General features: G+C 66.3%; 20 protein-coding genes. 13 read left to right on the top strand and 7 right to left on the bottom strand.

Annotation, left to right across the window (positions count from 1 at the left end):
• Nucleotides 1-191: 191 nt before the first annotated feature.
• Nucleotides 192-1166 carry an aldo/keto reductase gene (locus tag AC5RWX_RS12690; RefSeq protein WP_493957878.1) on the bottom strand — a complete coding sequence of 325 codons (975 nt, stop codon included), beginning with the start codon at nucleotides 1164-1166 and terminating at the stop codon, nucleotides 192-194.
• Between the two features lie 144 nt (nucleotides 1167-1310).
• On the opposite strand from AC5RWX_RS12690, the gene argG reads away from it, so the two are divergent.
• The 3 genes from argG (at nucleotide 1311) to AC5RWX_RS12675 (ending at nucleotide 3916) form a co-directional block, all read left to right on the top strand.
• Entirely contained in the window at nucleotides 1311-2738 is a 1428-nt protein-coding gene (gene argG / locus AC5RWX_RS12685) for an argininosuccinate synthase (protein WP_493957877.1), read from the top strand.
• Between the two features lie 96 nt (nucleotides 2739-2834).
• Nucleotides 2835-3257 (top strand): GNAT family N-acetyltransferase, encoded by a 423-nt coding sequence (locus AC5RWX_RS12680; RefSeq protein WP_494097506.1) that lies wholly within the window; start codon nucleotides 2835-2837, stop codon nucleotides 3255-3257.
• Nucleotides 3258-3337: 80 nt separating this feature from the next.
• The gene (locus tag AC5RWX_RS12675; protein ID WP_493940406.1) at nucleotides 3338-3916 is read left to right on the top strand and encodes a mismatch-specific DNA-glycosylase; all 579 of its coding nucleotides are present in this window, start codon (nucleotides 3338-3340) and stop codon (nucleotides 3914-3916) included.
• Between the two features lie 77 nt (nucleotides 3917-3993).
• Here the strand turns inward: AC5RWX_RS12675 and AC5RWX_RS12670 are convergent, their stop codons facing one another.
• The 6 genes from AC5RWX_RS12670 to AC5RWX_RS12645 all read right to left on the bottom strand — a co-directional run bounded on the left by AC5RWX_RS12670 (nucleotide 3994) and on the right by AC5RWX_RS12645 (nucleotide 13653).
• Nucleotides 3994-4554, bottom strand: coding sequence for a hypothetical protein (locus tag AC5RWX_RS12670; RefSeq protein ID WP_494097505.1), 561 nt, complete (start codon nucleotides 4552-4554; stop codon nucleotides 3994-3996).
• On the bottom strand, nucleotides 4551-5102 hold the full coding sequence (locus AC5RWX_RS12665; protein ID WP_493940404.1) for a DUF402 domain-containing protein: 552 nt from the start codon (nucleotides 5100-5102) through the stop codon (nucleotides 4551-4553). The genes AC5RWX_RS12670 and AC5RWX_RS12665 overlap by 4 nt, the downstream gene beginning before the upstream one ends.
• Nucleotides 5099-7075, bottom strand: coding sequence for a 1-deoxy-D-xylulose-5-phosphate synthase (gene dxs, locus AC5RWX_RS12660; protein WP_493940402.1), 1977 nt, complete (start codon nucleotides 7073-7075; stop codon nucleotides 5099-5101). The genes AC5RWX_RS12665 and dxs overlap by 4 nt, the downstream gene beginning before the upstream one ends.
• Nucleotides 7076-7268: 193 nt before the next feature.
• Nucleotides 7269-10112 carry an aconitate hydratase gene (locus tag AC5RWX_RS12655; RefSeq protein WP_493940401.1) on the bottom strand — a complete coding sequence of 948 codons (2844 nt, stop codon included), beginning with the start codon at nucleotides 10110-10112 and terminating at the stop codon, nucleotides 7269-7271.
• A 254-nt stretch (nucleotides 10113-10366) separates the two neighbouring features.
• On the bottom strand, nucleotides 10367-11683 hold the full coding sequence (locus AC5RWX_RS12650) for a class I SAM-dependent RNA methyltransferase (protein WP_493940400.1): 1317 nt from the start codon (nucleotides 11681-11683) through the stop codon (nucleotides 10367-10369).
• Complete coding sequence (locus tag AC5RWX_RS12645) at nucleotides 11680-13653, bottom strand: APC family permease (RefSeq protein ID WP_493940399.1); 1974 nt, start codon at nucleotides 13651-13653, stop codon at nucleotides 11680-11682. Before AC5RWX_RS12645 ends, AC5RWX_RS12650 begins: the two co-directional genes overlap by 4 nt.
• Nucleotides 13654-14003: 350 nt before the next feature.
• Here AC5RWX_RS12645 and AC5RWX_RS12640 point away from each other — a divergent pair, with 350 nt between their 5' ends.
• The 10 genes from AC5RWX_RS12640 to AC5RWX_RS12595 all read left to right on the top strand — a co-directional run bounded on the left by AC5RWX_RS12640 (nucleotide 14004) and on the right by AC5RWX_RS12595 (nucleotide 23681).
• Nucleotides 14004-15014: an NAD(P)-dependent alcohol dehydrogenase gene (locus AC5RWX_RS12640; RefSeq protein WP_493940398.1), complete on the top strand. Its 1011-nt coding sequence runs from the start codon at nucleotides 14004-14006 to the stop codon at nucleotides 15012-15014.
• A gap of 61 nt (nucleotides 15015-15075) precedes the next feature.
• Nucleotides 15076-16182 carry an ABC transporter substrate-binding protein gene (locus AC5RWX_RS12635; RefSeq protein WP_493940397.1) on the top strand — a complete coding sequence of 369 codons (1107 nt, stop codon included), beginning with the start codon at nucleotides 15076-15078 and terminating at the stop codon, nucleotides 16180-16182.
• A 73-nt stretch (nucleotides 16183-16255) separates the two neighbouring features.
• Nucleotides 16256-17188, top strand: coding sequence for an ATP-binding cassette domain-containing protein (locus AC5RWX_RS12630; RefSeq protein WP_493940409.1), 933 nt, complete (start codon nucleotides 16256-16258; stop codon nucleotides 17186-17188).
• Entirely contained in the window at nucleotides 17185-18462 is a 1278-nt protein-coding gene (locus AC5RWX_RS12625) for a sugar ABC transporter permease (RefSeq protein WP_493940396.1), read from the top strand. The genes AC5RWX_RS12630 and AC5RWX_RS12625 overlap by 4 nt, the downstream gene beginning before the upstream one ends.
• Nucleotides 18463-18482: 20 nt before the next feature.
• Nucleotides 18483-19967, top strand: coding sequence for an FGGY-family carbohydrate kinase (locus AC5RWX_RS12620; RefSeq protein ID WP_493940395.1), 1485 nt, complete (start codon nucleotides 18483-18485; stop codon nucleotides 19965-19967).
• A gap of 14 nt (nucleotides 19968-19981) precedes the next feature.
• On the top strand, nucleotides 19982-20704 hold the full coding sequence (locus tag AC5RWX_RS12615; RefSeq protein WP_493940394.1) for an SDR family NAD(P)-dependent oxidoreductase: 723 nt from the start codon (nucleotides 19982-19984) through the stop codon (nucleotides 20702-20704).
• A gap of 211 nt (nucleotides 20705-20915) precedes the next feature.
• Nucleotides 20916-21119, top strand: a complete 204-nt coding sequence (locus AC5RWX_RS12610; RefSeq protein WP_493942993.1) for a hypothetical protein — start codon at nucleotides 20916-20918, stop codon at nucleotides 21117-21119.
• A 19-nt stretch (nucleotides 21120-21138) separates the two neighbouring features.
• Nucleotides 21139-21984 carry an ABC transporter substrate-binding protein gene (locus AC5RWX_RS12605; protein WP_493957876.1) on the top strand — a complete coding sequence of 282 codons (846 nt, stop codon included), beginning with the start codon at nucleotides 21139-21141 and terminating at the stop codon, nucleotides 21982-21984.
• Nucleotides 21971-22921, top strand: coding sequence for an amino acid ABC transporter permease (locus AC5RWX_RS12600; RefSeq protein WP_493940390.1), 951 nt, complete (start codon nucleotides 21971-21973; stop codon nucleotides 22919-22921). The genes AC5RWX_RS12605 and AC5RWX_RS12600 overlap by 14 nt, the downstream gene beginning before the upstream one ends.
• On the top strand, nucleotides 22914-23681 hold the full coding sequence (locus AC5RWX_RS12595; protein ID WP_493940389.1) for an amino acid ABC transporter ATP-binding protein: 768 nt from the start codon (nucleotides 22914-22916) through the stop codon (nucleotides 23679-23681). The genes AC5RWX_RS12600 and AC5RWX_RS12595 overlap by 8 nt, the downstream gene beginning before the upstream one ends.

The following is a 23681-nucleotide window of genomic DNA, read 5'->3' as shown; positions in this document are numbered from 1 at the left end:
ATCGTAGAAATATACTCAAAGCGATCTTTCCAGGTCTGCGCTGCATTGTGGCGCCACACCACCCCCGCCAACTTCAGTTCGTCCGCCGCTTCCGAATCTGATGCGAGTGCCAGTGTCCAGCAAACTGCGCATGAAGTCCTGCAATGTGGCCAGTGATCAGGAACTTCAAAGTGTCAGCCCCCGTCACGTTTCTAGAACAGCGCGACCTTCGGCTCGACCGGGAAGATCGAGTCGAGCTCGGCGAGGTCGTCACCGGTGGGCCGCCAGCCTGCCGCTTCGGCGTTCTGCCGGATCTGCTCAGGCTTGGTGGCACCGGCGATCACCGACGCTACGGAGGGGCGGGAGGCCAGCCAGGAGAACGCCACCTCGATCTCCTGCAGCCCGCGGTCGGCGGCGAAGCGGGAGAACGCACCCAGCTGCTCCCAGTCGGCGTCCTTGAGCAGGTTGCTGCGCGAGTGTGTCAGGCGGCTGCCCTCCGGCGCCTTGCCGTCCTTGTATTTGCCCGTCAGCAGGCCGTTGGCCAGCGGGAAGTACGGCAGCACGCCCAGCCCATAGGCTTCGGCAGCGGGCGTGACTTCGAGTTCCGCGCGGCGGTCCATCAGGTTGTAGTGGTTCTGGCTGGAGATGAACGGCGTGTAGCCGCCCATCCGGGCCGTAAATTCAGCCTCGGCGATCTGCCAGCCGGCCAGGTTGGAGTGGCCGATGTAGCGCACCTTGCCGGCGCGGACCAAGTCGTCCAAGGCGGACAAGGTCTCCTCGATCGGGGTCAGCGGGTCAGGCGTGTGGAACTGGTAGAGGTCGATCCAGTCCGTGCCCAGCCGGCGCAGCGACGCTTCGGCGGCCTTGACGATGTAGCGCCGCGAGCCGCGGGCACCGAAGTCCTCGCCGTTGGCACCGCGCATGTCCATGCCGAACTTGGTGGCCACCACGACGTCGTCACGGCGGGCGCCGAGTGCCTTGCCCAAGAACTCCTCGCTCAGTCCGGGAGTCTTCCCATAAGTGTCGGCCACATCGAAAAGGGTTACACCGGCGTCGAGCGCGGCCGTGACGACGGCGTTCGTCCCCTCTTGGGTCTCGGTGGGAGTGTTCGAGCGGCCCAGGTTGTTGCATCCGAGCCCGACGGCGGAGACGGTCAATCCGGACTTGCCAAGACGGCGGTATTCCATCGATACATCCTTCTCGCTTGAGGTTGGTGGCCCGCCTCAAATCCTACCCGCGGAGACCTCGCCGGTGATCTACGGCACGTCACGCGGGGGCCGTCGGCGTTGCCGCTTCTGCCTTTAGGTGCCGCTGCACATATGATCGAAACCATGGCCAAAGTTCTGACTTCCCTTCCCGTCGGCGAACGCGTCGGCATCGCCTTCTCCGGAGGACTCGATACGTCCGTTGCAGTTGCGTGGATGCGCGACGGCGGAGCCGTGCCCTGCACCTACACGGCCGACCTCGGCCAGTACGACGAACCGGACATTGACGCGGTGCCCGGCCGCGCCGCCGAATACGGCGCCGATATCTCCCGCCTGGTGGACTGCAAGCCGGCCCTGGTGGAGGAAGGCCTGGCCGCGCTGGCCTGCGGCGCCTTCCACATCCGCAGCGGCGGCCGCTCCTACTTCAACACCACCCCGCTGGGCCGTGCCGTGACCGGCACCTTGCTGGTGCGCGCGATGCGCGAAGACGGCGTGGACATCTGGGGCGACGGCTCCACCTACAAGGGCAACGACATCGAGCGCTTCTACCGCTACGGGCTGCTGGCCCACCCGCGGCTGCGCATCTACAAGCCGTGGCTGGACCCGCACTTCGTCTCCGAACTGGGTGGGCGCCAGGAGATGTCCGAGTGGCTGACCGCGCACAACTTCCCGTACCGCGACTCAGCCGAAAAGGCGTACAGCACCGACGCCAACATCTGGGGTGCCACGCACGAGGCCAAGACCCTGGAGCACCTGGGCACCAGCCTGGAAGCGGTCGAGCCGATCATGGGCGTGGCCTTCTGGCGCGAGGACGTCGAGATCGCCACTGAAGACGTTTCCATTCGCTTCGAGGCCGGCCGCCCGGTGGCCATCAACGGCACCGAGTTCGCCGACGCCGTCGCCCTGGTGAACGAGGCCAACGCCATCGGCGGCCGGCACGGGCTGGGCATGTCCGACCAGATCGAGAACCGGATCATCGAGGCCAAGTCGCGCGGCATTTACGAGGCTCCGGGCATGGCGCTGCTGCACATCGCCTACGAGCGGTTGCTCAATGCCATCCACAACGAAGACACCGTTGCCAGCTACCACGCGGAAGGGCGCCGCCTGGGCCGCCTGATGTACGAGGGCCGCTGGCTGGACCCGCAGTCGCTGATGCTGCGCGAATCGCTGCAGAAGTGGGTAGGCTCCGCTGTTACCGGCGAGGTCACCCTGCGCTTGCGCCGCGGCGAGGACTACACCATCCTGGACACCACCGGGCCGTCGCTGAGCTACCACCCGGACAAGCTGTCCATGGAGCGCGTAGGCGACGCCGCCTTCGGCCCGCTGGACCGCATCGGCCAGCTGACCATGCGCAACCTGGACATCGCCGACTCCCGCTCCCGGCTGGAGCAGTACGCCGCGCTGGGACTGGTGGGCGGCCCGACAGCCGAACTGGTCGGCGCGCTGGAAGCCGGCGGCGCCACCGAGATCGCAGAAACGGCCGGCCTGGACGCTGCCGACCGCGCAGCCGACGAGGCGCTGGACCGCGCCGCGTTCGACGCCGGTACCGACTGATCCACACGGTCCCGACCGTAGGGGCCGCAGCAGAGGCCCGGTGCCCTGCTTCCAGGGGCGCCGGGCCTCTCGGCTGCCTCGAGCCAATAGACTGAGATGGTGCCGCTTCGCTCTCTCTATCAACTCGTTGCTTCCGCTCCCACCATCGATGACTACTTGAGGCTCAGGACAGGCAGCGGACTCTCGTCAAGGACGCGGGAGCAGGGAGTCGCCGCGATCGCGGGGTCGTGGTCGTTTAGGCATGTGGTTGGTCCAACGGGCGAGCCCGTCGGGATGGGCCGCATCATCGGCGACGGCGGTTGGTACTTCCTCATCGCCGACATGGCCACCCTGCCGGAACATCAACGGCGCGGCGTTGGCGCTGCCGTACTCGATAGCCTGCTCGACGACATCCGCGCACGTGCGCCGCGCGGCGCGTACGTCAGCCTCACAGCGGACCCACCCGGGCGCAGGCTCTATGAATCACGGGGCTTCACCGACCTCGGCGCCGCTGCAGACGCCATGCACCTTTACACCTGATCCGCCGCGGATGTCTGCTGGCTTCCAGGCAGGCCGGCAGCGCTGGGCGCCTGGTGGCGACCGTGTGAAAGAGTGGTTGGGTGGCTTTTACCCGGACTGAACTGCTCAGCTTCCAGGACTCTATCGTCCCTGACCTTGTTGGCCCGGGCCTGCGACTGCTGTTCGTCGGCATTAATCCCGGCCTGTGGTCGGCTGCCACCGGTTCGCATTTCGCCCGGCCCGGCAACCGGTTCTATCCGGCTTTGGCCGCTGCCGGCATCACGGAATATCTGATCCGCGCCGGCGACGGGATGACGGAGGAAGACCGCAACCATCTGATCGCCCGGGGCGTGGGCATCACCAATATTGTCCCGCGGGCCACGGCCAGAGCGGACGAGTTGGGATCCGACGAGCTGCGGGCCGGCGCGCGGCGGCTGGAAGCGATGATCGACGCGCTCGGTCCGCGGGTGGTGGCGGTGGCTGGAGTAACGGCCTACCGGGTGGGCTTTCAACGGCCGAAGGCGCAGCTGGGCCGCCAGCCGGAGCGGATCGCCGGGGCCGAGCTCTGGGCTGTACCGAATCCGAGCGGACTCAATGCCCACCACAACGTGGCCAGCCTGGCCGCGGTTTACCGTGAGGCGGCCCTGGCTGCAGGCATCATTCCGGCAGTGCCGAAGTAGCGCCGCGCCGGGAAGGTCAACGCCGGGCGGCAGCGCGCGAGCAGCGCCCCTTGCCGACCAAGCCGCCGGCGCCCCTGTCAGTCCAGGCTGAAGGCCGCCTTAGCCGGCACGGGATGCTTCTGCTTCACGGCGGCCAGGTTGTCGTACGGCGCGACGCCGATGCTGAGCTTGGTGTAATCCAGCTTGGCTTCGCGCAGGCACACTTTCAGGCCCGCCACGGCCTTGGCGGCGTCCGGTGCCATCACGTAGATGTTGAGCTTGTGCGGGACGAACTCGGTCTTCTCCACGGTGCCGAGCCCGCGCCAAGCGAAGTACTCGGTGATGGTGCGTTTGGCCTTGTCTTCCAGGTAGCGATCGCGGTCGCTCCCGGCCGCCGTCTTCAACGCATACTGGGCCACCACCCAGGACTGCTCCCCCGGCGCCAGTTCCGCGTAGCCGTCCTCGGCGCATTGGGCGGCAAAAGCGTCCATCAGCGACTCGGCGGCCTCAGCCGTGACATTCTTGCTGTCTTGTGTGGTGCTCTGGTGTCCGACCGTTCCGTGGTTCACCACGAACTGGCCGTAGTCTTCGTCGAACCACGCCTCGCGGAAGACCAGCGCGCCGTCGTCGTTCTTCTTGTAGACCCGAAGAAAGCTCATGTCCGTCCTTTGTTCAACCACGTCAGGGCCGTTCCATCGAACGGCGGGGTTTGTGCCACTACTTGCTCGTAGAGCGCGCGGCAGCTGTCCTGCATCTGGGAAGCCAGCGCTTCCGGGTAGTCCATCGTCACGCGGTGTTCGGCGAACTCGTCCTCGTCGTCGATGTATACCCGGCCGCTGGCGGTGCGGATCACGTCCAGGTCCATGTCCGTGACCTGGACTTCCCAGCCGGCCGGAAGCAGCGGATCCACCCGGATGCCGGTGGCCAGGTCAACGTAGATGCGGAAGTCGCCGGGATAGGTCTCGTCATAGAACGTCGCCACAAAGTCGCCCTCGCGGGGCAGGAACTGCACCGCGTCGGAGCCAGCGAAGAAGGCAACTCCGGGCCGGGCCACCAGAGATCCCCCGGGCTGGAAGATCCAGTCGCCGAACGAGTCCGTACCTAGGTAAGTGCCGGGCACCAGCCAGTGCGCACCGCCGTCGTACTTCCAGTTGCGGAACACCACCATGTCGCCAGGCTGTGCCTGGGCAGGGATGCGCCCGGTCACTGGATCTTGGGAATCTGGCCGGTCGGCAGTTCCTGGCCGGGCAGCGGGCGGGCGAACGGCACCTTGGTGCCCAGCACCTGCGCCACGGTGTCGTGGGCCACCTGCTGCGCGGTCAGGCCAACGCGTTCCAGCACTTCGGCGCGCGTGCCGTGGGCCAGGAACTCCACCGGCAGGCCCACTTCGTTCAGCGCCGTGTCCACGCCGGCCGCCCGCATTTCCTGCCGGATGCGGGAGCCTACCCCGCCGGCGCGCACACCGTCTTCAATCACGACGACGATCCGGTGCCGGGCCGCCAGGCCGATCAGCGACGGCGCCACCGGCAGCACCCACCGGGGGTCCACCACGGTGGAGCTGATGCCCTGCGCGCCCAAACGGCCGGAGACATCCAGCGCCAGCTCACTCATAGCACCCACGCTGACGATCAGCACGTCGTTTTCGGTGGAGCCGGAGGGCCGCCGTGCGAGGACGTCCACGCCGTCCTTGAGCCGCTCGATGGCCTCGACGTCCGGCCCCACGGATCCTTTGGAGAACCGGACCACGGTCGGCGCGTCGTTGACGGCTACCGCTTCGCGCAGTTCCTCTTTCAGCCGCGCGGCGTCCCGCGGCGCGGCCAGGTGCAGGCCCGGCACAACCTGCAGCAGTGCCATGTCCCACATGCCGTGGTGGCTGGGGCCGTCCGGCCCGGTGACCCCGGCGCGGTCCAGCACCACGGTGACGCCGGCCTTGTGCAGCGCAACGTCCATCAGCAGCTGGTCGAAGGCGCGGTTCAGGAAGGTGGCGTAGAGGGCCACCACCGGATGCAGCCCGCCGTAGGCCATTCCGGCCGCGCTGGTCAGCGCGTGCTGCTCCGCTATGCCGACGTCGAAGACCCGCTCCGGATGCTTGGACGCGAACTTCTGCAGGCCCACCGGAATCAGCATGGCTCCGGTGATGCCGACGATGTCGCGGCGTTCGTCGGCGAGGTCCGCGATCTCGTCCGCGAAGACGGAGGTCCACGACTTCCGGCCGCCGGATTCAACCGGCTCGCCGGTCTCCGGGTCGATCACGCCCACGGCGTGGAACTGGTCCGCCTCATGGGCGCGGGCCGGCGCGTAGCCTCGGCCCTTCTCCGTCATGGCGTGGACAATCACGGGTCCGCTGTACTTTTTGGCCTGGGACAGGGCCGCCTCGACGGCTTCCAGGTCATGCCCGTCGATCGGGCCGATGTACTTCATGCCGAGGTCTTCGAACAGGCCCTGCGGCGCCCACCAGTCCTTGATGCCCTTCTTGGTGGCGTGCAGGCTCTTGTACGCAAACTGGCCCAGCGGGCCGCCGGACTGCAGCTTGTCTTTCCACCAGTTGAGCGTGCCCTCGTAGGCGCGGTGGGTGCGGACCTTGTCGATGGTGGTCCGGCGCAGCGCGGCCAGCTGGTCGGCCAGTCCGCCGATGGTCGGGGCGTAGGAGCGTCCGTTGTCATTGACCACGATCACCACGCGCCGGTCCCGGTCCGCGGCGATATTGTTGACCGCTTCCCAGGCCATGCCTCCGGTGAGGGCGCCGTCGCCCACCACTGCGACCACGTAGCGGTCGCCTTCGCCGGTCAGCTGGCGGGCACGGGAAATGCCGTCTGCCCAGGATAACGACGACGACGCGTGAGAGCTTTCCACGATGTCGTGAGCCGATTCGGCCCGGTCCGGATAGCCTGCCAGGCCGCCCTGCTGCCGCAGTGTCCCGAAGTCCTGCCGTCCGGTGACCAACTTGTGCACGTAGGACTGGTGGCCGGTGTCAAAAACGATGCTGTCGTGCGGGGAGTCAAACACGCGGTGGATGCCCAGGGTCAGCTCGACAACGCCGAGGTTCGGACCCAGATGGCCGCCGGTCTGTGCGACGTTGGTGATCAGGAACTGGCGGATCTCCTGGGCCAGGTCCTGCATCTGGACCATGTCGATCCGGCGCAGGTCGCGCGGCTCGCGAATGGTCTCAAGCAATCCCACAGAGCAGGTCCTTTCCTTCACAAAGCGTCGGTTAATCCTACCGCCATCCATCCTCCACCTCGCGTTCCGCTGATGCGAGGGTGCACACACCGCTGCCGGCTGGACATCTGCCCGGGAAACGTGCCCGGATGCAGCAGGGGCGGGCGTCCGGTTGTCCGGACACCCGCCCCTGCGCTGGCGCGCTCGGCAGTGGTTAGCTGGCCGAGATCTGGCGCAGCACGTACTGCAGGATGCCGCCGTTGCGGTAGTAGTCGGCTTCGCCCGGGGTGTCGATGCGCACCACGGCGTCGAAGCTCTTGGTGGAGCCGTCCTCGCCGGTGGCAGTGACCTTCAGCGTCTTGGGCGTGGTGCCCTCGTTCAGCGCGGTCACACCCGAGATGGAGAAGGTCTCGGTGCCGGTCAGGCCCAGCGAGGCAGCGGACTCGCCGGCCGGGAACTGCAGCGGCAGGACGCCCATGCCGATCAGGTTCGAGCGGTGGATGCGCTCGAAGCTTTCGGCAATGACCGCCTTGACACCCAGCAGCGCGGTGCCCTTGGCAGCCCAGTCGCGGGACGAGCCAGAGCCGTATTCCTTACCTGCCAGCACCACCAGCGGAGTGCCGGCGGCCTGGTAGTTCATCGCCGCGTCGTAGATGTAGGCCTGCGGACCACCGGTCTGGGTGAAGTCGCGGGTGAAGCCACCCTCAACGTTGTCCAGCAGCTGGTTGCGCAGACGGATGTTCGCGAAGGTACCGCGGATCATCACTTCGTGGTTGCCGCGGCGGGAACCGTAGGAGTTGAAGTCCTTGCGCTCCACACCGTTTTCCAGCAGGTAGCGGCCTGCCGGGCTGTCCGACTTGAAGGAACCGGCCGGGGAGATGTGGTCGGTGGTGACCGAGTCGCCCAGCTTGGCCAGCACGCGGGCGCCGCTGATGTCCTGGACGGGCTCCGGCTGCGCCGTCATGCCCTCGAAGTACGGTGGCTTCCGCACGTAAGTGGAGTTCGGGTCCCAAGCAAAGGTGTCGCCTTCGGGGGTTTCCAGCGCCTTCCAACGCTCGTCGCCCTCGAACACGCCTTCGTAACCCTTGGCGAACATCTCCTTGTTGATCGAGGCGTCGATGACTTCCTGCACCTCAACCGGGTTCGGCCAGATGTCCTTCAAGAACACATCGTTGCCCTCCGGGTCCTGGCCCAGCGGCTGCTTCTCGAAGTCGAAGTCCATGGTGCCGGCCAGGGCGTAAGCGACAACCAGCGGCGGGGACGCCAGGTAGTTCATCTTGACGTCCGGGTTAATCCGGCCCTCGAAGTTCCGGTTGCCGGACAGGACCGAGGTGATGGAGAGGTCGTTGTCCTGAACGGCCTGCGAGATTTCGGGCTCCAGCGGGCCGGAGTTTCCGATGCAGGTGGCGCAGCCGTAGCCAACCACGAAGAAGCCGAGCTTCTCCAGGTACGGGATCAGGCCGGACTCTTCGTAGTAGTCGGTGACGACCTTGGAACCCGGGGCGATGGAGGTCTTGACCCAGGGCTTGGAGGACAGGCCCTTTTCCACCGCGTTGCGGGCCAGCACGGCCGCAGCCAGCATCACCGAGGGGTTGGACGTGTTCGTGCAGGAGGTGATCGAGGCGATCGAGACCGCACCGTGGTCCAGTTCGAACTCGCGTCCGTCTTCCATGGTGACGTGCACGCGCTTGGAGGGGCGGCCGTCGCTGGGCAGCGCGACGTGGCGTCCCTGGGCAGCCGAACCGCCAGTGGGGCGGTCGTCCTGCGCCGCCGAGGAGTGGCGGAAACGGGAGGTCGCTGCCGGCGCGTCGGAGGCCGGGAAGGACTCTTCGATGGCCTCGTCCAGAGCGTCTTCGTTGTCCGACGCCACGTAGTTCTGCAGGTCCTTGCGGAACTGGTGCTTGGCCGTGGTCAGTTCAATCCGGTCCTGCGGGCGCTTCGGTCCGGCGATGGACGGCACCACTGTGGACAGGTCCAGCTCAAGGTATTCGGAGAACTTCAGTTCGCGGGACGGGTCGTGCCAGAGGCCCTGTTCCTTGGTGTAGGCCTCGACCAGGGCGATGTTCTCCTCGGGACGGCCGGTCAGGCGCAGGTAATCGAGGGTCACGTCGTCGATCGGGAACATCGCGGCGGTGGAGCCGAATTCCGGGCTCATGTTGCCGATGGTGGCGCGGTTGGCCAGCGGCACAGCCGCCACGCCTTCGCCGTAGAACTCGACGAACTTGCCTACCACGCCGTGCTTGCGCAGCATCTCGGTAATGGTCAGCACCACGTCCGTGGCGGTGGCGCCGGCCGGGATCTCGCCGGTGAGCTTGAAGCCGACGACGCGCGGGATCAGCATGGAGACCGGCTGGCCCAGCATGGCTGCTTCGGCCTCGATGCCGCCGACGCCCCAGCCGAGCACGCCCAGGCCGTTGACCATGGTGGTGTGCGAGTCGGTGCCGACCAGGGTGTCCGGGTAGGCGCGGACCTTGCCGTCGACCTCGCGGGTCATCACGGTGCGGGCCAGGTACTCGATGTTGACCTGGTGCACGATACCGGTTCCCGGCGGGACAACCTTGAAGTCCTCAAACGCGGTCTGGCCCCAGCGCAGGAACTGGTAGCGCTCACCGTTGCGCTGGTATTCGATCTCCATGTTGCGCTCCAGCGCACCGGCATTGCCGAACACATCGATCTGGACCGAGTGGTCAATGACCAGCTCGGCCGGAGACAGCGGGTTCACGCGCTTCGGATCGCCGCCGAGGTCCTTGACGGCTTCGCGCATGGTCGCCAGGTCCACGACGCAGGGAACGCCGGTGAAGTCCTGCATGATCACGCGGGCGGGGGTGAACTGGATTTCGGTGTCCGGCTGCGCGTTGGGATCCCAACCGGCCAGGGCGCGAACGTGGTCCGCGGTGATGTTGGCACCATCTTCGGTGCGGAGCAGGTTCTCCAGCAGGACCTTGAGGCTGAACGGAAGGCTCTCGGCACCTTCAACTGAACTCAGCCGGAAAATTTCGTATTCGGCACCGGCGACGTTCAAGACGCCTTTGGAACCGAAGCTGTCCACATTACTCATAACAGGACTCCTCTCGCCACACTTTATCTTTGTCCGGGCGGCAACCACCCGCTAGTTAGGCGTCCCTAAGTGTGAAGGGACCGCTGCGGGCTCGACCTCTGGTCCGCTTTGCACGCCGAAGCCCGCAGAATCTATAGGGCAGAGGCAGTATGCACCGTCCGGAACAACTGCTTCCATCCTAGCCGGTAGCAGGTTTGCGGGAACCGGATCGCCGCCTGAGGCCTGCGTCACAGTCGGGAATCGGGCGGCGGCGTTCAGTCGTTGCCGGGAGTCAGCACAGCGAACGACTCCATGTGGTGCGTGTGCGGATACAGGTCGAAAACCCGCAGCGAATCGAGCTGCCAGCCCAGTTGCAGGAAGTAGCCGAGGTCGCGGGCGAAGGACGCCGGATCACAGGCAACGTAGCCGACCATGCGGGGCCGCCGGGAAGCCACTGCCTGCACCACCGCTTTGCCGGCACCGGCGCGGGGCGGATCAAGCACGACGGCGTCCAGCACCTTGGCCTGCGAGCGCAGCACACGCTCTACCTTGCCTTGGACGATCTCGATCTGGCCGAAGCCGTGCAGGTTCTTCCGCGCGTCCTTGCTGGCCGCCGGCGATCCCTCCACGGAGAGCACGTTGCCAGTGTTGCCTACGGCGTCGGCCAGTGGCGCGGTGAACAGTCCGGCACCCGCGTACAGATCGGCGACACGCTCCCCCGCCCGCGGCGCCAAGCCGTCCATCACCGCGGAAGTCAGGGTGGCAGGCGCCAGCCGGTGGATCTGCCAGAAGCCGTCGCCGGTTACCCGGTACCGGTGGGGACCGCTGGTTTCGGCGACCCAGGTGCGTCCCCGCAGCCGGGTGAGCCGGCCGGGCTCTGGCTCCCAGGCCGCCACCGAGACGCCGGGCTCGATCCGTTCGGCGAGCTTGGCCAGCCGCCTCGGCGTGGTCCCGGCGGCGGGCACCAACAGCACCAGCGGGGTGTCGCCGCCTGCCGGTGCCGCGACTTCCACCCGCTCCAGCCCGGTCAGGTCCAGGTCCCACAGCCGCAGGTCATTGACGGCGTCCACGGCCAGCGGCATCTCCTGAACCGGGATCAGCTCGTCAGAGCGGTGCGCATGCATGGCCAGGCGCCCATCCGGCCCTACGCCGAAGGCGGCACGCGTACGCCAGCCGAGTCCGTCGTCGTACTCCCCCTCCGGAGCTTCCACGGTCACCTCGCGTTCCAGCTTGGCCAGCCGTTGCAGTTGCTCCGCGAAGATCTGGCCTTTCAGCCGGCGCTGGGCCGCCAGCGCAATGTGGCCGAATTCGGCGCCGCCGACGGGCGGTCGTCCGGCTTTCGCTGCCGCCAGGGCATCGGCCGGCGCCCACGGATGCGTCACCCGGTCGGCGGACGCCTCCAGTACCTGCACCGTGTCCGCGCGCCAGAAGCCAGCGCCCGCTCCGCCGTCGGTCACCCGTGCCAGCACTCGTTCGCCCGGAAGCGCGTGCCGGACGAAGACCACCCGGCCCTCGTGCCGGGCGACGAAGTGGCCTCCGTGCGCGGGAGCACCGACGGTCAGTTCGATCAGCTGCGGCGCGGGTTTGGTCATGGAAGCTCCTGGTATCGGCGGGCGGAAGCGGAGGATGACAGCTGCCACGGCACGCTGGCCACCATGACCCCCGGCTCAAAGTGCAGGCGGGTCTTGATCCTCAGCGCGGTCTGGTTGTGCACAAGCTGTTCCCACCAGCGTCCCACGACGTACTCCGGGATATAGACCACCACGAGTTCGCGCGGGGAATCCCTGCGGATGCTTTTGATGTAGTCGAGGATCGGCGTGGTGGTTTCGCGGTACGGCGAGGCCAGCACGGTGATCGGAACCGGGACGTTGAGTTTCTCCCAGTCTCTCAGGGTGCGCTCGGTCTGTTCGGGGTCCAGATCCACCACCACCGCATCCAGTCGGGACGGCCGCGACGCCCGGGCGAAGGCGAGCGCCCGGAGCACCGGCTTGCGCACATTCGAGACCAGAATCACGGCGTGCACCCGCGACGGCAGCGCGGTGGTCGGCTGGTCTGGATCGAGCGCCAGTTCCCGAGCCACCTGGACATAGTGACGGTTAATACTGTGCATGATCAGCCAGAGCACCACGATGCCCAGCACGGCCAGCCACGCCCCGAAGATGAACTTGCTGACCAGCACCACCACCAGCACCGTGACGGTGAGGATGAAGCCCACCAGGTTGATCAGCCGCGAACGCACCATCCGGCGGCGCACCGGCCGGTGCGGGGTGGCCCGGATTTCGCGCGACCAGTGCCGGATCATGCCGAGCTGGCTGCAGGTGAAGGAAACGATGACACCGATGACGTAGAGCGGGATCAGCCGGGTGACGTCCGCGTTGAAGATCAGCACCAGCACCACGGCCGCGGCCGCCAGCGCCAGCACGCCGTTGCTGTAGCTGAGCCGGTCCCCGCGGGTGCGCAGCTGGCGGGGCAGGAAGCCGTCGGTGGCGAGGATCGATGCCAGCTGCGGGAAGGCGTTGAACGCCGAGTGGCTGGCCAGCACCAGAATGGCCGCGGTGGCCGCGACCGTCAGGTAAAACAGCAGGGCGCCGCTGCCGAAGACCGTTTCCGCCAACTGGCTCAGCACCGGGGACTGGAAATAGCCGGCCGGCAGTGGCTCTCCGTTCAACCGCAGTTGTTCGGCGGGAACCTGAACCACCCGCACCTGGGTGGCGCGGGCCAGGTACATCACGGCCATGGTGATCACGGTGGCGGAAACGCCGAGCATCAGCAGCGCAAAACCGGCATTCTTCGCCCGCGGTTTCTCGAAGGCGGGCACGTTGCTGGCGGGCGTCTCCACCCCCGTCAGCGCCGCGGCGCCGGTAGAAAAGGCCCGCAGGACCAGCAGTGCGCCGGCCAAACCCATCAGGCCGGCCTCCATGCCCGGTTCGGGCACGACGTCGAACGCGGCGCTGGGTGCCTCACCGAGGCTTCCAGCGAGGTCAAGGACAAACCCCACCAGACACATCAGCAGCACGGTGCCCACAAAGACGTAGGTGGCAATCGCCACGATACGCCTCCCGCGGGCCAGCCCACGCAGATGCAGCAGGGCCAGCACCGCAATGCCGGCCACGGCCGCCCCGGGCTGCCAGCCGTTCAGTGCCGGGATGGCGGACACCAAATACTGTGCGGCGGAAGACATGGACACCGCCACGGTGAGCACATAATCCAGCATCAGGGCGGAGCCCACCGTGATGCCCGCCGGCCTGCCCAGGTTCTTGGTGGCGATCTCGTAGTCGCCGCCGACCGGATAGGCATGGATGCTTTGGCGGTAGGAGGCCACCAGCACCAGCAGCACCACCATGACCGCCAGGCCCACCCAGGGGGCAAGCAGTATGGCGGCCACGCCGGCCAAGGCCAGTGTGAGCAGGATTTCGTCCGGGGCGTAGGCCACCGAGGAGAGCGCGTTCGCGGAGAAGACCGGCACCGCGAACCGGCGCGGTAGCGCCTCCTGCTTCAGCCGATCGGTGCGGAATGGCTTGCCCACCAAGACCCGCTTGAGGGCATCGAAAAATGTCAACACGCTTCGCTCGATGCGACAGCCAACAGCATGAGCCAATTCTTCACGGCTCTGAGTCTATGCCAGCGGACGGACGGGCCTGCGCGGCAGGACGGAGGAGTTGGTGCGGCGTCGGACGCCCGGGATGCAAACCTCGCAAGCGGAGACGGCACCCGGCTTGCGCACCGAAGGCCGACATTCCCTGGCACCGCCTGATCCTGCCGGGTGGAGACTCACAGAGGCTGGCGAAACTCCGCCCTGCTATTTGATAGCCACGGCACCTCCGCCGGGGTTAGCATGTGCGTGTCAATGTGCACTGGCTCACACCAGCGCCCGGGGCCGTTGGGCCTCGGGCTGCTTGCAAAGGAGTCTTGATGGGCAACGCAGCCGCCGTGATGACCGGCCTGAACAGCATCGAGATTCAGGAGCGCCCGATGCCCGAGCCGGGCCCGGGCCAAGCCGTCATCCGGGTGGAAGCCGTGGGGGTCTGCGGTTCCGACGTCGCCTATTTCCGCTACGGCAAGATCGGTCCGTTCGTGGTTGACGGCCCGTTCATTTTGGGCCACGAGGTCTCCGGCGAAGTGGTCGCCGTCGGCGACGGGGTAGACAATATCCGCGTCGGCGACCGGGTGGCCGTCGAGCCGGGCACGCCGGACCGCAGCTGCGACGAATGCCGGGCGGGACGCTACCATCTCTGCCCGAACCTGGAGTTTCTGGCGACCCCGCCCTATGACGGCGCGCTGCTGCAGTATCTGGCCATGGACGCCCGATGCTTTTTCCGGATACCGGATTCGATGAGCTACGAGGACGGCGCGCTGCTCGAGCCTCTGTCCGTAGGGTTGTGGGGTTGCCAACGGGCGAACCTTCAGGCCGGCGACGACGTTCTGATCACCGGTGCCGGGCCGGTTGGCCTGCTGGCGGCCGAAGCGGCGCGGGCCCTCGGCGCGGGAAGCGTCACGCTCACGGACATTTCCGACTACCGGCTCGGCATCGCCCGCGACCACGGATTCGCCGTGGAGAAAAGCGATGCGCCGACCGCGCGGACCTTTGACGTGCTGCTGGAATGTTCGGGCGCCAACGGCGTTCTCGCCGCCGGGCTCGGCCGGTTGCACGAGGCTGGGCGGGCCGCCGTCATCGGGTTGGCCAAAACCGAGGAAGTGCCGCTGCCTCTGTCCACGCTCAATTGGAAAGAGATCACCATCTCGATGGTGAACCGGTACAAGGACACCTGGCCGCTTGGCATCGCCTTGGTCTCCTCTGGCCGGATCAATCTGGAGGGACTGGTGACGCACAGCTTTTCACTGCCGCAGACCGCGGCCGCACTGGAAAACACCTCCACCGAACCCGAATCGCTCAAGGCGATGATCTACCCCCAGCGGCTCTGACCGCGGGCGCCCGAAAACGCAAGAGCGGCAACGCGGCACACCACCAGTACAAGGAGTTCCGATGAAGAAGTACACGCGGGGAATCCTGGGCTTCACCACCGCCCTGTTTCTGGCCGTCGGCATGACCGCTTGCGGCGGCGGCGGAGGAGGCGGGGGCGGCGGTGGCGGCGGCGGAGCGAGCGGAGGTGCGAGCGGCGGTGAGTCGGGCAAGATCGCGTTCCTGATGCCGGACCGGGCCTCCACCCGCTACGAGCAGCAGGACAGCCCGCTGTTCAAGGCCAAGGTCCAAGAGCTGTGCGGCGGCTGCGAAGTGCTCTACCAGAACGCCGACGGCAACGCGGACAAGCAGCAGCAGCAGGCCAACTCCATGATCACCCAGGGCGTCAAGGTTCTGGTCCTGGACGCGGTGGACAGCACCGCCGCTGCCTCGCTGGTCAGCACCGCCAAGGGCCAAGGGATCAAGGTCGTCACCTACGACCGGCCGGTCCCGGACACGCCGGCGGACTTCTATGTCTCCTTCGACAACAAGAAGATCGGCAACCTGATAGCCACAGACCTGGTCAAGAAACTCGATTCCGACGGCGACAAGACCGGCGGTGTGCTGATGGTCAACGGCTCCCCCACCGACCGGGCCGCGCAGCTGATCAAGGAAGGCGCGAAGGAAGCCGTCGATTCCAGCGACCACAAGGTACTGGCCTCATATGACACGCCCGAGTGGCAGCCGTCGAAGGCGCAGGACTGGGTCGCCGGCCAGATCACACAGTTCGGTGAGAAGATCACCGGCATCGTCGCCGCCAACGACGGCACGGCAGGCGGCTCCATTGCTGCCCTGAAGGCTGCCGGTGTCTCCCCCATGCCGCCGGTCACCGGCAACGACGCCGAAATCGCTGCGATCCAGCGGATTATTAGCGGCGACCAGTACAACACGATCTCCAAGCCCATCAAGATCGTTGCGGAGAAGGCGGCCGAGGTGGCTGTCCAGCTCTTGAACGGACAGACGCCAAAACCGGACGCAACGCTCTTCAACACCCCGGCCGCGCTGTTCGTGCCGACGGTGGTCACCAAGGAGAACGTCAAGAAAGTGATTTTCGACGGCGGCATCTACAAGCCTGCGGAAATCTGCACCGGCGAATACAAGAAGGGCTGCGACGAACTCGACATCAAGTAGTGCAGCCGCGGACGGCGGTGCCGCGATCCCGCGGTGCCGCCGCCCCTAAGGAAAGGGGAAGGCAGTGTCCACTGTGTCAGCGGAACGGCCGGAGGCAGCAGCTCCGGTGCTGTCCATGCGGGGCGTGAGCAAGCACTTCGGTGCCGTCGCCGCCTTGACGGACATCGCCTTGGACGTCCACGCCGGCGAAGTCGTTGCCCTGGTCGGCGACAACGGCGCCGGAAAGTCCACCCTGGTCAAGATCCTCGCAGGCGTTCATCCGCAGGACGCCGGCACCGTGAACTTCGACGGCAAGGACGTGACCATCCACACGCCGGTGGATTCTATTGCGCTGGGCATCGCCACCGTGTTCCAGGACCTCGCCCTCTGTGACAACCTCACCGTGGTCGACAACCTCTTCCTCGGCCGGGAGCTGGGGCCGTGGCGGCTGAACGAAGTGGAGATGGAGGTCCAGTCCTGGAAGCTGCTGCGCCAGTTGTCGGCGAAAATTCCCTCAGTGCGTATCGCCGTCGCCTCCCTCTCGGGTGGCCAGCGGCAGACCGTCGCCATCGCCCGTTCTTTGCTCGGCAGCCCGAAGCTCATCATCCTCGACGAGCCCACGGCCGCCCTCGGCGTGGCGCAGACAGCCGAAGTGCTGAATCTGGTGGAGCGGCTGCGCGAAAACGGCCTCGCGGTGATCATGATCAGCCACAACATGCAGGATGTCCAAGCCGTCGCCGACCGGGTTGCGGTGCTGCGGCTGGGGAAGAACAACGGGACCTTCCGGATGAAGGACGTGTCCACCGACGACCTGATCGCCGCCATTACCGGTGCCACCGACAACGTGGTGACCCAGCGCGCCGCCCAAACGGGTGCCGCTGCCAGCGCTGAAGGAATGGCAGGTGGAACTGACGGACCAGGCGGCGGGCTGGGCGGACCAGGCGGCGGATCGCTGCCGCCCGGCCAACCCGGAAACACGGGACAACGGGGACCCGGGGCAGCACCGGAAGAAGGGACCGTACCATGACAACGAATCCAACCACCCCAACAACGGATCCAGACGCCCCGGTTGTCCCGCTGGCCACCGACCTGCAGGATGAACGGCTGATCCGGACCGAGGGCTTCAAGGGCGCGGTCAAGGTCGGGATCAACCGGGTGCGCGGCGGCGACCTGGGCGTGCTGCCCATCATCATCGGCCTGCTGGTCATTTGGACCATTTTCCAGCTGCTCAACCCGTTCTTCCTTTCCAGCGCCAACCTGGTCAACCTGCTGTTGGAAAGCGCCGCCGTCGGAGTCATCGCGCTGGGCATCGTCTGCGTGCTGCTGGTCGGCGAGATCGATCTGTCCGTCGGCTCCGTCAGCGGCCTCTCCGCCGCGATCGTCGGCGTCACTTTCGTCAAGCTGGACTGGCCGATCGGGCTGGCGATTTTGACGGCGCTGGCCACGGGTGCTGTGATCGGACTGGTCTATTCGCTGGTGTACACCAGGTTCGGGGTGCCGTCCTTCGTGATCACGCTGGCCGGCCTGCTCGGCTTCCTCGGCCTGCAACTGTGGGTGCTCGGGGTCGAGGGCACCATCAACCTGCCGTTCGATTCCTTCCTGGTCTGGTTCGGCCAGACCGCGTTCGTGCCGGTCTGGCTGTCCTACGTGCTGGCCATCATCGGCGTGCTCGGCTTCTTTTTCAGCCAGCTCACGCTCTCCCGGCAGCGGGTCAGCGCCGGGCTGTCCGGGCGGCCGATGCGGCTGGTTCTGGTGCAGACGGTCGTGCTGGCCGTGATCCTGCTTTTCGCAGTGTGGTACCTCAACCAGGCCCGAGGCGTTGGTTGGATGTTTGTTTTCTTCGCAGCCCTGGTGCTCGTCATGCACTACGCCTTCACCCGGACCCAGTGGGGTCGTTCCGTCTACGCGGTGGGCGGCAACCGGGAAGCTGCCCGGCGGGCCGGAATCAGCGTCAACCGCATCTACGTGTCCATCTTCGTCCTGTGCTCGACCTTCGCGGCCGTTGGCGGCATGCTGGCTGCCGGCCGACTGGCCGCCTCGGCCCAGAGCAGCGGCACCGGCGATGTGAACCTGAACGCCATCGCCGCCGCGGTGATCGGCGGCACCAGCCTGTTTGGCGGCCGCGGCTCCGCGTTCTCCGCGCTGCTGGGCATCCTGGTCATCCAGTCCATCTCCAGCGGCCTGACACTGCTCAACCTTGAGTCCTCGTTCCGCTACATGATCACCGGCGTGGTGCTGCTGCTGGCCGTGATCCTCGACGCCGTATCGCGCAAGTCCCGCACCTCGCACGGCCGCGCCTAGTGGCCGGCCGGCTGAGCGCTATGTTCCTGGGCATCGACATCGGCACCGGCAGCAGCAAAGCGGTGCTGGCGGACGCCCGAGGCGAAGTCCTGGACAGTGCGACCGTCATGCACGACGTCGCTTACCCGCGGCCGGGCTGGGCGGAGTTCGACGCCGAGGGCGGGGCGTGGACGGAGGTGGTCCGGCTGTGCCGGGAGCTTTTCTCCCGCAACGACGCCGGAGCTGTCGCTGGTGTCTGCGTCAGTGCGATGGGTCCCTGCCTGGTCGTCACAGACCAGAACCTGACCCCGCTGCGCCCGGCGATCCTGTACGGAATCGACGCGCGCGCCGTCGTCGAAATCCGCGAACTCACGGAAGAGTTCGGTGCCGAGGCAATCTTCCGCGATGCGGGGAAAGTCCTCTCCTCCCAGGCCGTGGGCCCGAAGCTCCGCTGGCTGCGCAACCGGGAACCGGAAATTTTCGCCCGCGCCCGGAACTGGCACAGCCTGAACTCCTTCATCCTGGCCAAGCTGACCGGCGAGCTGGTCATGGACCACCACACCGCCAGCCAATGCGATCCGCTCTACGACCTCCGCGGCAACCGGTGGCATCCGGAGCGGTACGACGCCGTCGCCGGCCACCTGCCGAAACCCCGGCTGGCGTGGCCGGCCGAAGTAGGCGGTCATGTTCACAGCCAGGCGGCCGAGGCGACGGGGCTGCCGGAAGGTGTGCCGGTCTGCGCGGGCACCGTGGACGCCTGGGCCGAGGCGTTCAGCGCCGGCGTCCGGCAGCCGGGCGACCTCATGCTGATGTACGGCTCCACCATGTTCTTCGTCCAGGTCCTCGGGGAGTTCCGTGCCGAACCCAAGCTCTGGACCACCGCAGGGGTGGACCCCGGGTCGCTGACGCTGGCCGCGGGGATGTCCACCTCCGGAAGCCTGACCACTTGGCTGCAGCGACTCTTCGGCGACGTTTCCTTCGAGCAGCTCATCGCCGAGGCCGCCGCAGTGCCGCCGGGTTCCGACGGACTGCTGCTGCTCCCCTACTTCGCCGGCGAGCGCACGCCGGTCTTCGATCCCGATGCCCGCGGCCTGATCACCGGCCTGTCGCTGCGCCACGGACGCGGCCACCTGTTTCGAGCTGCGTACGAGGGCATCGGCTTCGGCATCCGGCAGATCGTCGAATACCTCGAGAACTCCGGCGAACCGATCCGGCGCGTCGCAGCCGTCGGCGGTGGCACCAAGGCCCGGCTTTGGACGGAGATCGTTAGCAACATCACCGGCCGCGAACAGCTGGTCCCGGAACAGACCATCGGCGCCAGCTATGGGGACGCGCTGCTCGCCGCCATCGGGACCGGGGCCGTGCCCGCCGGGACGGACTGGGCCCGGACGGCTGCCACGGTGAAGCCTGATCCGGCGACCGCACCGCTCTACGAAAAGCTCTACCGCACCTACGGGCTCCTGTACCCGTCAAACCGTGAGCACATGCACATGCTCGCCGCCCTGCAGGAACCGGTGGAGGAGTAAGGGACCGGCACAGCATGAGAATCCTGGTCACCGGTTCAGCAGACGGCCTCGGCCGGGCTGCAGCGGATGCCCTGCTGTCCGCCGGGCACGACGTCGTCGTGCATGCCCGTAACCAGGACCGCGCGGCCGTTCTCGACCCGCTGGTCGACCGCGGCGCAGACATCGTAGTGGGCGATTTCAGCGACCGCGACGCGGTGCGCCGGATTGCCGGGGAACTCAACGACCGTGACCCGCTCGACGTCGTGATCCACAATGCCGGCGTCTGGAGCGGTCGAGCGGTGATGCCGGTCAACATCATTGCCCCCTACCTCCTCACGGCGCTCCTCGAAGGACCAAAGCGATGCGTGTATGTGAGCAGCGGTTCGCACTTCGCGGGGCGTCCATCGCTTGCCAAGGTTGACTGGCAGGGCAAGACACCGGGTTCCTATGCGGACAGCAAGCTGTTCGTCACCACGCTGGCGACGGCGCTCGCCCGCCTGCACCCCGAACTGCTCAGCAATGCCGTGGACCCCGGCTGGGTCCCGACCAAGATGGGCGGACACGGCGCTCCCGACGACCTCGACCTTGGTCACCAGACCCAGGAATGGCTCGCAACCAGCGATGAACCCGAGGCGCTCACCAGCGGCGGGTACTGGTACCACCGACAGCGGCAGCAGCCGCACAAAGCCGTCAACAATCATGCCTTCCAGGACCAACTCCTCGAAGCGCTCGCCGAGGAAACCGGCACCCCACTCTGACGCGCGTCCTGGGCCTCCGCCTTCCGGCCGGTGGCTCCGCCTGCACGGGCGGGAACGTGGCTGCGTCGCTTACCCCCTTATTCGTGTGCCCAACAGCCGGCGGCCCGCAAATCTTCTGCAACAACCTACGCCAATGGAGCGAGACGATTCCGCCCTGTTCGGGTAACTGGTGCTGCGCGGCCGCGGGCTATGCTTCTCCATGGCTAGCGAGGTGAGCCCGAACGATGCCAAGTCCGACATGAAAGAAATCGATGACTGGCATCTAAATATTGAAAAATATTGTGGTCCCCGCAGCCTGAATGGCAGCATCTTCTCAACATCCCGGGCGGCACAGATCCAGCTGGGCCGGCTCACTACGAAGAAAGCAGGGGGACATGAACAAGCGCCTCAACGGGTGGGGCCGCGCGGCGGCTAGCCTCGGAATGATTGCATTATTGGCTACCGCGGCCGGATGCGGACGCTCCGCAGCCCCCGCTGCCAGCGGCGAAACCGATGCGGCAACATCCGCTGCCGAGGGAGCCACTGCCGAGAGCTTGGTCCCCGCGTCCCTGAAGGAGAAAGGTGTCCTCAAGGTCGCGACCGCCGAGGGATACCCTCCGATGGAAATGTACAAGGAAGGTACCACCGAACTGATCGGCGTGGACCCGGAACTCGCCGAACTGATTGCCGGTCAACTCGGCCTCGAATTCCAAATCACCAACGCCTCCTTCCCCGGCCTGATTCCGGGCCTCCAGTCCAAGCAGTGGGACCTGGCCATCTCCTCCATGAGCGACACCGAAGAGCGCCGCCAAGCGGTCACCTTCATCGACTACTTCGTCGCCGGTGGGGCGATCATGGTGAACAAGGGCAACCCCGAAGGAATCGGCACTATAGCCGACCTATGCGGCAAGAACGTGGTCGGAGCCAAAGGCTCGTCCAACCTGGCCATCCTGCAGGATTACTCCGAGCAGGAATGCAGCACGCCCATGAAAATCTCGGAATCGGAAGACGCACCGACCGGGCTGCTCCAACTGGACACCGGCCGGGCCATCGCCACCATGGTCGACTACCCGGTGGCAGTAGAACTGGCTGCCAAAGCGGGCAAATACGAGGTCCTGGAAGAGCAGTACGAGGCCGGGCCCTGGGGCATGGCCGTGGACAAATCCAACCAGGAGTTGGCTACCGCTGTACAGGCTGCCTTGCAGGAATTGATCGACAACGGGGATTACCAGGGCGTGCTTGAAAAGTACGGAGTAACAGACGCCGCCGTCGAGAGCGCAGAAATCAATGCCGGCCAGTAGCACCGACACCTCCGAAGTCGGCGGCCAGCAGGCGCCGGAGCTTCCGCTCAACGCCAGACGGCCGCCGGCCTGGAGCCGCTGGATAGGCGGTACCGCTGCTGGAATCTTCGGGCTGTGGGTGGTCTACATACTCGTGGTGACACCCAACATCCACTGGGATGTGGTCGCCGCATACATCGCATCCGCCCCCATCCTCGAAGGCCTGTGGGTCACGATCGCGCTCAGCGTCATCTCGATGGCCGCCGGCACGATTATCGGCCTGGTAGTGGCCGTCATGCAGTTGTCCAGAAACCCGGTGCTGCGCATCGTTGCCGGCGGATTCTCCTGGTTTTTCAGGGGCACTCCGCTACTGGTGCAATTGCTGTTCTGGTTTAACCTCGGCGTGATTTTTCCCCGGCTGGAATTCGGCATCCCCTTCGGCGGCCCCAAGTTGTTCGGCGTCGAAGCATCGATCATCACCCCTTTCATCGCAGGCCTCTTGGGACTAGCGATCAACGAGGGTGCCTACATGTCGCAAATCATCCGGGCCGGCATCCTCTCGGTTGACAACGGCCAGCGGGAAGCGGCCGAGGCCATGGGCATGTCGCGCGCGGGCATCTTGCGCCGCATCATCCTGCCCCAAGCCATGCGCATCATCCTGCCTCCGACGGGCAACCAGTTCATCTCCATGCTCAAGACGTCCTCCTTGGTGTCCATCATCGCCGGGTCCGATCTGATGACCGTGGTGCAGCGGATCTACCTGGGAAACTTTGAGGTCATTTCGATGCTGATCGTCGCTTCGATCTGGTACCTGGTCCTGACGAGCGTGGCCACCGTCGGACAACACTTCCTCGAGAAGAAGTATTCAAAGGGATTCGACGGCAGGACGCCAGTGCGTAGCAAGGTGCTGGCCAACCTCTCCCCTGTCTCACGACGAAAGCCAGGATCCCATGCTTAACCTCATAGTCCGTGCCCGGTCCGTCCGGAAGAGTTTCGGGAACGATGAAATCCTCAAAGGGATCAATCTGGACATTTCCGCCGGTGAAGTCGTGTGCATCATCGGGCCGTCAGGCTCGGGGAAGACAACGCTGCTACGCTGCCTCAACAGGCTGGAGGCCATTGACTCGGGCCGGATCTGGATTAACGAAGAGCTGCTCGGCTACGTGGAGCAGCCCGACGGTCGGCTGATGGAACGCCGCTATGAGGACCTGCGGCGCCAGCGCCAAAGCATCGGCATGGTTTTCCAGCGGTTCAACCTGTTCCCGCACATGACCGCCTTGGAAAATGTGGTCGAAGGGCCGTGGAAGATCAAGGGCCAGCCGAGACCAGCGGCGCTGGCGCGCGCTGAGGATCTTCTCTCCAGTGTCGGTCTCGGGGACCGGATGAACTTTTACCCAGCTCAACTCTCGGGCGGCCAGCAGCAAAGGGTCGCGATTGCGAGAGCGCTGGCCATGGAGCCGCAACTCATGCTTTTTGATGAGCCCACCTCCGCCCTTGACCCGGAGCTCGTGGGTGAGGTGCTGGCCGTCATGAAGGATCTGGCCAAATCCGGAATGACCATGGTGGTCGTGACCCACGAAATGTCCTTCGCCCGAGAGGTGGCGGACCGTGTGATCTTCATGGCCGACGGTGCGATCGTGGAAGCGGGAAGCGCTGAACAAGTGCTCAGAAACCCCCAGCACCGGCGGACCGCCGATTTCCTCGCCAGGGTCGGGTAG

This window comes from Arthrobacter sp. SPT-J7 (assembly GCF_059089965.1).
Note: the sequence above shows the minus strand (reverse complement) of the source record. Positions and strands in the feature narration are given on the sequence as shown.

Excerpts from the sequence above, each read along its gene's own strand:
- AC5RWX_RS12640 (WP_493940398.1), top strand. The coding sequence starts at position 14,004 with ATGGGCAACGCAGCCGCCGTGATGACCGGCCTGAACAGCATCGAGATT.
- argG (WP_493957877.1), top strand. The coding sequence starts at position 1,311 with ATGGCCAAAGTTCTGACTTCCCTTCCCGTCGGCGAACGCGTCGGCATC.
- AC5RWX_RS12625 (WP_493940396.1), top strand. The coding sequence starts at position 17,185 with ATGACAACGAATCCAACCACCCCAACAACGGATCCAGACGCCCCGGTT.
- AC5RWX_RS12615 (WP_493940394.1), top strand. The coding sequence starts at position 19,982 with ATGAGAATCCTGGTCACCGGTTCAGCAGACGGCCTCGGCCGGGCTGCA.
- AC5RWX_RS12600 (WP_493940390.1), top strand. The coding sequence starts at position 21,971 with ATGCCGGCCAGTAGCACCGACACCTCCGAAGTCGGCGGCCAGCAGGCG.
- AC5RWX_RS12650 (WP_493940400.1), bottom strand. The coding sequence starts at position 11,683 with ATGACCAAACCCGCGCCGCAGCTGATCGAACTGACCGTCGGTGCTCCC.
- AC5RWX_RS12620 (WP_493940395.1), top strand. The coding sequence starts at position 18,483 with ATGTTCCTGGGCATCGACATCGGCACCGGCAGCAGCAAAGCGGTGCTG.
- AC5RWX_RS12655 (WP_493940401.1), bottom strand. The coding sequence starts at position 10,112 with ATGAGTAATGTGGACAGCTTCGGTTCCAAAGGCGTCTTGAACGTCGCC.
- AC5RWX_RS12635 (WP_493940397.1), top strand. The coding sequence starts at position 15,076 with ATGAAGAAGTACACGCGGGGAATCCTGGGCTTCACCACCGCCCTGTTT.
- AC5RWX_RS12680 (WP_494097506.1), top strand. The coding sequence starts at position 2,835 with ATGGTGCCGCTTCGCTCTCTCTATCAACTCGTTGCTTCCGCTCCCACC.
- AC5RWX_RS12690 (WP_493957878.1), bottom strand. The coding sequence starts at position 1,166 with ATGGAATACCGCCGTCTTGGCAAGTCCGGATTGACCGTCTCCGCCGTC.
- AC5RWX_RS12595 (WP_493940389.1), top strand. The coding sequence starts at position 22,914 with ATGCTTAACCTCATAGTCCGTGCCCGGTCCGTCCGGAAGAGTTTCGGG.
- AC5RWX_RS12670 (WP_494097505.1), bottom strand. The coding sequence starts at position 4,554 with ATGAGCTTTCTTCGGGTCTACAAGAAGAACGACGACGGCGCGCTGGTC.